Annotated in this window: 8 protein-coding genes; all 8 read left to right on the forward strand. The window is 38.2% G+C overall.

The window, feature by feature from the left end:
- Entirely contained in the window at positions 1–237 is a 237-nt protein-coding gene (locus HHK02_RS09075; RefSeq protein WP_003670091.1) for a hypothetical protein, read from the forward strand.
- Complete coding sequence (locus HHK02_RS09080; protein WP_098035527.1) at positions 238–2,220, forward strand: ABC transporter ATP-binding protein/permease; 1,983 nt, start codon at positions 238–240, stop codon at positions 2,218–2,220.
- A complete protein-coding gene (locus HHK02_RS09085) occupies positions 2,221–2,910 on the forward strand; it encodes an ABC transporter ATP-binding protein (RefSeq protein WP_078009789.1) in 690 nt (229 codons plus the stop codon).
- A complete protein-coding gene (locus HHK02_RS09090) occupies positions 2,911–3,969 on the forward strand; it encodes an ABC transporter permease (protein WP_085649590.1) in 1,059 nt (352 codons plus the stop codon).
- Positions 3,970–4,482 (forward strand): TetR/AcrR family transcriptional regulator, encoded by a 513-nt coding sequence (locus HHK02_RS09095; protein WP_085649591.1) that lies wholly within the window; start codon positions 3,970–3,972, stop codon positions 4,480–4,482.
- Positions 4,483–5,493 carry a zinc-dependent alcohol dehydrogenase family protein gene (locus HHK02_RS09100; protein WP_003665087.1) on the forward strand — a complete coding sequence of 337 codons (1,011 nt, stop codon included), beginning with the start codon at positions 4,483–4,485 and terminating at the stop codon, positions 5,491–5,493.
- On the forward strand, positions 5,494–7,086 hold the full coding sequence (locus tag HHK02_RS09105; protein WP_035159669.1) for an Nramp family divalent metal transporter: 1,593 nt from the start codon (positions 5,494–5,496) through the stop codon (positions 7,084–7,086).
- A 257-nt stretch (positions 7,087–7,343) separates the two neighbouring features.
- Entirely contained in the window at positions 7,344–7,913 is a 570-nt protein-coding gene (locus HHK02_RS09110) for a MerR family transcriptional regulator (RefSeq protein WP_231124833.1), read from the forward strand.
- The last annotated feature ends 51 nt before the right edge of the window (positions 7,914–7,964 follow it).

A 7,964-nucleotide genomic window follows, 5' to 3' on the forward strand; every position in this document is an offset into this window, starting at 1 on the left:
ATGACAACAATTTATGTTCATAATAATAATCAATCACAAAATATTACTTGTTCCGATGGCTCACAAGGTGTGTTGCAGGTTAGTAAACTGAATAATGCAATGCGGTATAGTTTTAAGTTTTATAGTCACGCCCATCTTGGATTTTGGTTAGATAAGCATCAGTTTTATGATGGTAAGTCATTGATTGTAAAAGGAGTTTTGGAAGATGAACGATTAGAAATTAAGTTTATTAACTAAATGGCTTTTTTAGAATTAAAAAACATATATAAATCATATTATCTTGACAAAGAGGAATTCCCAGTTCTTAAGGGAATTGACTTACAGTTTGATCGGGGAGAATTTGTATCCATCCTTGGTGAATCAGGTGGTGGAAAGTCCACTTTAATGAATATCATTGGGGGCCTTGATCGTAACTTTGAAGGTGAAGTCCTCGTAAATGGTAAAATCCTCGATCATAAAAAAGAAAAGCAACTAGATAGCTATCGGCGCGCGACGGTGGGTTATATCTATCAGTCCTATAACTTAATTTCTCACTTGACGGTGCTGGATAATGTTTTGGTTGCGTTGGATATGACAACGTTGACTAAGGAAGACCGGCGAAAGCGCGCGTTGGAACTCTTAGATAAGGTTGGTTTAAGTGAACAAGTAAAAAAGCATCCGAACCATTTGTCAGGAGGTCAAAAGCAACGGGTAGCAATTGCCCGAGCATTAGCAAGTGACCCGCAAATTATTATTGCTGATGAACCTACAGGAGCCTTAGATGCACAGAATACCAAAGAAGTATTAGCATTATTAGACGAAATTGCTCGTGATGGGAAACTAGTGATCGCTGTTACTCACTCCCAGGAAGTAGCGGATAATGGGACACGAATTGTTCATTTAGCTGATGGAAAAATTGACGGCGATGAAAGATTGCGTCCTGCTTATCCGATTCCAGAAGACCCAACAGAGATTACTCCACGAGTTTTACCGGCGATGGCGAGCTACCGAACGGCTTTTAAACATTTGACCTATAACTTTTGGCGTAATTCGTTAATTATGCTTGGAACTGCAATCGGTATCTTTGCCGTACTCTTGTTTAGTGGTTTAGGTAATGGGATAAATGGGTACATTCAAAATCAGATTAATTCTCTTGCTAATCCGCAGGCAATTACCGTATTTAAAAACACAACTGGTAAAAAGATGACCCAGGAACAAATTCAATCATCGTTAGGACAAACGATGGCGGCTAATCCTCAATCAATGACGATTAGTGACCATAATATTGACCGGTTACGAAAGCTTGATAATGTGTCGTCTGTCCAGCCGGGAATTATGGTGAGCGCCTTTCAGCTTGATTATAATGGAAAAAAGCAAAGTGGGACTTCACTAAGTACCTCGAGTAAGGCAATTACTAGTGATTCAATTAAACAGGGGCATAAACCCAAGAATGGTGAAATCGTTCTTACAAAGCAACAAGCAATCCAATTATCAAGTGCTAAAAATTATAAGCAAATGGTTGGTAAAACTATCCGTCTCTCCTTTACATGGATAGATGCCAATAATAATCCAGTTCCCGTTTCTGGAAACTTCAAGGTGGCAGGGATTACAGAAGGCGCGAGTGCTGGAACTTCAATTACTTATTCCACTATGCGTGCGCTGCTTCAAAAAGCGAATGCCTCTACTGCTGCTAACTTTGCAACCGTTAATGTAACAAATCTTGACAGTGTTCAAGGAGTGGCGAATAAGATCGATAATCTTCGTGGTAGTAATAACAAACGGATATTAGGAGCGATTACAGTCGGGTCAATCCTTAAAACCATTAATACTTATGTTAGTCTTGCTTCCACGGTTCTTGCTTCAATTGCTGGAATTTCATTACTTGTGTCTGCATTAATGATTATTGTGACAATGTACATGTCAGTTTCGGAACGGACAAAGGAAATCGGTATTTTGAGAGCCCTAGGTGAGCGAAAAAAAGATATTCGCCGATTATTTACGTCTGAATCCGTCTTTATTGGACTGTTTTCCGCAATTCTCGCACTGCTAATTGTTGCAGTTGTAACGGTTATTATTAACCACGCTTTATATGGCTTGATTAAATATAATATTGTACAAATTACTGTTGGAAATGTAATCTTTGCAATCGTAATTGCGATTGTAATTTCGTTTATTGCCGCATTGCTTCCTGCACGTCGGGCGGCAAACCTTAATCCAATCGATGCATTAGCTGCAGATTAGATGTCAAAATTGAAGTTAGTAGACGTTAACAAATATTATGGCGAAGGAATTAGCCGTGTCCATGTTCTTAAGGATGTTAGTTTTTCTGCTAAAGCGGGAGAACTAAATTTAATTTTAGGACCTTCTGGATCAGGAAAGAGTACCTTTCTAACGATTGCGGGCGGTTTGCAAACACCTACTTCAGGAAAAGTATTAATTGATGGAATTGATATTGAGAAATTATCTTCTAAAAAACGTGATGAACTACGCTTACAGAAGATTGGTTTTATTCTTCAGTCGTATAACCTATTACCCTATCTAAATGTGGCGGATCAATTTAAGCTTGTTGATCGCATAAAGAAGAATGGGAACGTCTCATCAGAAGCTTTTGATGAATTATTGGAAAAGCTTGCAATAAAGAAGCTGCTCAAGCAATATCCTTCTGAATTGTCAGGAGGTCAAAACCAGCGGGTAGCGATTGCACGTGCCCTTTATACCAATCCCGAGATAATTCTTGCAGATGAACCAACAGCGGCCTTAGATAGTAATTTAGTAAAGACAGTGGGGCAATTATTTCAAGATCTGGCTAAAAAGGAAGGAAAAGCAGTGATTGCTGTAACCCATGATTTACGTTTGCGTGAATATGCAGATAATGTTTACGAGTTAGCTGATGGGAAACTTACATTAAGTAAAAATTCTCCAGACCAATAAATGTTTTTAGCACTAAAAGAAATGAAACATGAAAAGCTGCATTATGGATTAATTGTTGCCATGATTGTTTTAATTAGTTACCTAATGTTTTTCCTAATGGGGATGATGTTGGGACTCCAAAATGAAAATGATGCCGCCATTAAAGAGTGGGGTACGGAAACTGTTTTTCTAAATAAAAATAGTAATGATAATCTTGGACAATCAATTATTACTCGTGACCAACTATCTGGTAAAGATCAAAAGAATGTTGCTCTTGTTGGTCAGGCACCAGTAGTTCTTAAAGAAAAAGGAGCAAGTAAAGAAAGTGCTCAATTTATCGGTTTAGATCCTGACCAATTTATTTCCCGGGAAAAGATTAAGATTACAAGTGGCCGTCAAGCTAAGGGAAATAACGAAATTGTTGTTGACAAGAGTTTAAGCAAAAAGGGGTATCATTTAGGGGATCGAGTAACAATCAATTCTCAAAATGAGAAATATAAAATTGTTGGCTTTGTTAATGATGCTAAATTTAGCGTTGCCCCCGTTATATATGGTAGTTTGCCAGTTTGGCGGGAACTGAGAGGATTAAATAGTTCAGCCGTTGCTAGCGGACTCTTTTCTGACAATAAGCTTAGTAAAAATACCTACCCTGATCTCCAACACTACACTGTTAACGAATATATTAATAAGCTACCGGGATATTCAGCGCAAAATAATACGTTTACTTTTATGATTGGCTTCTTAATGGTAATTTCGTTAATTGTAATTGCGGTCTTCTTATATATTCTTACCATGCAAAAAATAAGTCATTATGCAGTTATGCGCGCTCAAGGAATTCCTGCTCGTCATCTAATTATTGCGACAGTTACTCAATCAATCTTCCTAATGGTTTGTGGAGTAATTGGCGGGATTCTTTTAACCCTTATTACAAGTGTAGCGATTCCAATGTCGGTACCAGTTATTATGAATTGGCCACTAATTAGTTTAATGGCAGTGGGATTAATAGTTCTTGGAATGATTGGTTCGTTATTACCAGTCCGAATGATTATTAAGATTGATCCAGTACAGGCCTTAAATTAAATGCCAAGTACAACATTTGAAAATTTAAATCTACAGAAAAAAGAACTTATTACTAATGCATTACTAACAGAATTTAGTCAACATAGCTTAGCAAGTGCACAAGTTGCACGGATTGTAAAACAAGCAGGAATCGCCAGAGGAGCATTTTATAAATATTTTACAGATTTAACGGAGGCATATCAGTATCTTTATCAAGTGGCAATTTTAGAAATTCATACACCAATTACCCGTGCAAACCATATTTTAGCTGCGAGTGATTATGTTAATCAGATTAAAGCTTTTGTTGATGAGATCAACGGAAGTAAGTACCGTGATTTTATGCGTTTGCACTTTCAAACAAATGAAGGATTGTTACGTGATAATACGCAGCCGCAAATTAAGATTCATAGTGCTCAAGAATGGAGTGTAATGGTTTTGAGTCATGAAACGATTAAGGATTGCCTTCTTCAACCTGATAAACAAAATGAAGCAATTGAACGGCTCTCCAAGGCACTGACTGCATTGTTGCAGTAGATGAAGGCACTTGTTTTAACAGGTAAAAAACAACTCGAAATTGAAGATATTAAAGAACCTGAAATTAAGCCTGATGAAGTCTTAATTCATACTGCCTACGCTGGTATTTGTGGTACTGATAAAGCGCTCTATGCCGGTCTTCCGGGATCTGCATCAGCTGTTCCTCCTATCGTTTTAGGTCATGAAAACTCAGGGGTAGTTACAAAAGTTGGTTCAGAAGTTACTAACGTTAAGCCAGGAGATCGTGTAACCGTTGACCCTAACATCTACTGTGGTCAATGTAAGTATTGTCGGACTCAACGCCCAGAATTATGTGAACACCTTGATGCTGTTGGTGTTACCCGTAACGGTGGTTTTGAAGAATACTTTACTGCTCCTGCAAAAGTTGTTTACCCAATTCCTGATGATGTTTCATTAAAGGCAGCTGCCGTTGTTGAACCAATTTCATGTGCAATGCACGGTGTTGACTTACTTGAAACTCACCCATACCAAAAGGCTTTAGTATTAGGTGATGGTTTTGAAGGTCAATTATTTGCACAAATCTTGAAGGCTCGTGGTATTCACGAAGTTACTTTAGCTGGTCGTTCAGATGAAAAGTTGGAAAACAACCGGAAGCACTTCGGCGTTAAGACTATCAACACTACTAAGGAAGAAATTCCTGCTGATGCATATGACATCGTTGTTGAAGCGGTTGGTTTGCCAGCTACTCAAGAACAAGCACTTGCAGCTGCAGCTCGTGGTGCTCAAGTATTAATGTTTGGTGTTGGTAACCCTGATGACAAGTTCTCAGTAAACACTTACGATGTATTCCAAAAACAACTTACAATTCAAGGGGCCTTCATTAACCCTTACACTTTTGAAGACTCAATTGCACTTCTTTCTTCTGGTGTTGTTGACCCACTACCACTCTTCTCACACGAATTAGACCTTGATGGTGTTGAAGACTTTGTTAGTGGTAAATTAGGTAAGGTTTCAAAAGCTGTTGTTAAGGTTGGCGGCGAAGAAGCTTAAGTGGACGACACAAAGAATCAACACCGGAAGCATAAACTTATTGAATATGCTAACGGTAAATCACTAGAGGAAATCAACGGAACAGTTGAAGTTCCTCGTGGAAAAGGCTTCTGGCGAACATTATTCGCTTACTCTGGTCCCGGTGCATTAGTTGCTGTGGGTTACATGGATCCAGGTAACTGGTCAACTTCAATTACTGGTGGACAGAGTTTCCAATATACCTTAATGACTACTATCTTGATTTCAAGTTTGATTGCGATGTTGCTTCAATACATGGCGGCTAAACTCGGAATCGTGAGCCAAATGGACCTTGCTCAGGCAACACGGGCACGTACCGGTAAAGCATTAGGTATTATCTTATGGATTATGACTGAGTTGGCGATTATGGCTACTGATATCGCTGAAGTTATCGGGGCTGCTATTGCTTTAAACTTACTATTCCACATTCCGTTGATCCCATCTGTATTTATTACTGTTCTTGATGTTTTAGTACTGCTATTATTAACCAAGATCGGATTCCGGAAGATTGAAGCAATTGTTGCATGTTTGATCTTGGTAATCTTGTTTGTTTTTGCTTACCAAGTTGCCTTATCTAACCCTAACTGGGGTGGCGTATTTATGGGTCTCCTTCCATCAGCTAAGGCAATTGCCCAACATCCAGAAATTAGTGGTATTACTCCATTAACTGGATCATTAGGTATTATCGGTGCGACTGTTATGCCTCACAACCTATATCTCCACTCAGCAATTTCTCAAACTCGGAAGATTGACCACAATGATCTTGATAGCATTCGTCAAACTGTTCGTTTTACTACTTGGGATTCAAATATCCAATTATCCTTAGCATTTATTGTTAACGCCCTTCTTTTAATCATGGGGGTTGCTGTTTTCAAGACTGGTGCTGTTCAAGATAGTTCTTTCTTCGGTTTATATGATGCCCTGAATAACACTTCTATGCTTAGTAATCCAATCTTAATTGCGGTTGCTAAATCTGGTGTATTGTCAACTTTATTTGCAGTTGCTTTACTTGCCTCTGGTCAAAATTCAACTATTACTGGAACATTAACCGGTCAAGTTATCATGGAAGGTTTCATTCATATGCGGATGCCTTTATGGGCACGACGGTTAGTTACCCGGATTATTTCCGTTATTCCAGTTATTGCTTGTGTTGCTATGACGAGTGGTGAGAATACCATCCAACAACACACCGCCTTGAACCTTTTAATGGAAAATTCACAGGTATTCTTAGCTTTTGCCCTTCCATTCTCAATGTTGCCATTATTGATGATGACTAACAGTGAGGTTGAAATGGGTGAATTTAAGAATAGTGGCTGGGTTAAGGCTTGCGGTTGGATCTCTGTAATTGCCCTTACCTTCTTAAATCTCTACAACCTTCCTGCAACTTATGAAGGTTTTGGTATTTGGGCAAAAGGGACATCCGATGTTCTCGCATATATCACGATTATTGTCATTCTTGCTCTTCTTATCTGGACTTGTGTTGAACTCTACAAAGGGGACAAGCGCTTTGCTGCTGAAGGTAAAGGATTCGGACAACGTGAAGCTCAAATGAAAGATTCAGCTGTAGAAGATTAAGAGGCTGGGAAAAAACTCTCAGTCCAAAATGAAAGCCGGACGATGAATCAAATCTTGGTTCATCGTCCGGCTTCTTATGTACACAGGAAATCGTTCCTGATATGATGTAATTACCCCTAAAAACAAAATTCGTCAATGGATATCTATCGTAAGGCCTTCTACCAAGAGATATCACAGCTCCATCAACCAATAATCAATTGGTCAGTATTATTTATTTAAGTCCAGTGGCTAACTTATTCTTGAAATTTAGGATACAATTGTCTCGCTCCCTCAGCTTAAAAGACATTCAACAGATTATTAATGACACTGACAACAATATTCTAAAAAGCCTAATTGTTAACCAACGAAGAAAACTCAAGCAGGAAATTAAAGACGCTTCAGAACAATTAGCAAGTCTATCTCAATTAGAAACTTTTTTGAATAAACATTCTGATTTCCCAGGAAATATCAGTCAAAGTATTTTTGACAAGATCAAGAAAACAAAGAAGTTAAAACAGTTACGAATTAAATTATTGCTTATTGGTATCAGTATCGACTTCATTCTTTGGGGTAGCATTCTTTACTTTCTTTTTTATCAAGGAAATTTGATATGGTTATTATTAGGAATTCTTATTACAGTTGCTTTAACTTGGTATATTGCTATAAATTATTACCATCATACTTGCTATATTTGTCCTCATTGTTTTCATAAGTTTAGGGTGTCGCTTAGTAAATGGCTTTTTGCCCGTCATACTCCTAATACAAGATATCTTACCTGTGACAAGTGTTCACAAAAAAATTATTGTATCCTAAATTTCAAGAATAAGTTAGCCACTGGACTTAAATAAGGGAGCGAGACAAAAGTCACTTGTGACTTCGTTTTCGAGCCCCCACAAGCA

Source organism: Limosilactobacillus reuteri, assembly GCF_013694365.1.
GTDB classification, from domain to species: domain Bacteria; phylum Bacillota; class Bacilli; order Lactobacillales; family Lactobacillaceae; genus Limosilactobacillus; species Limosilactobacillus reuteri_E.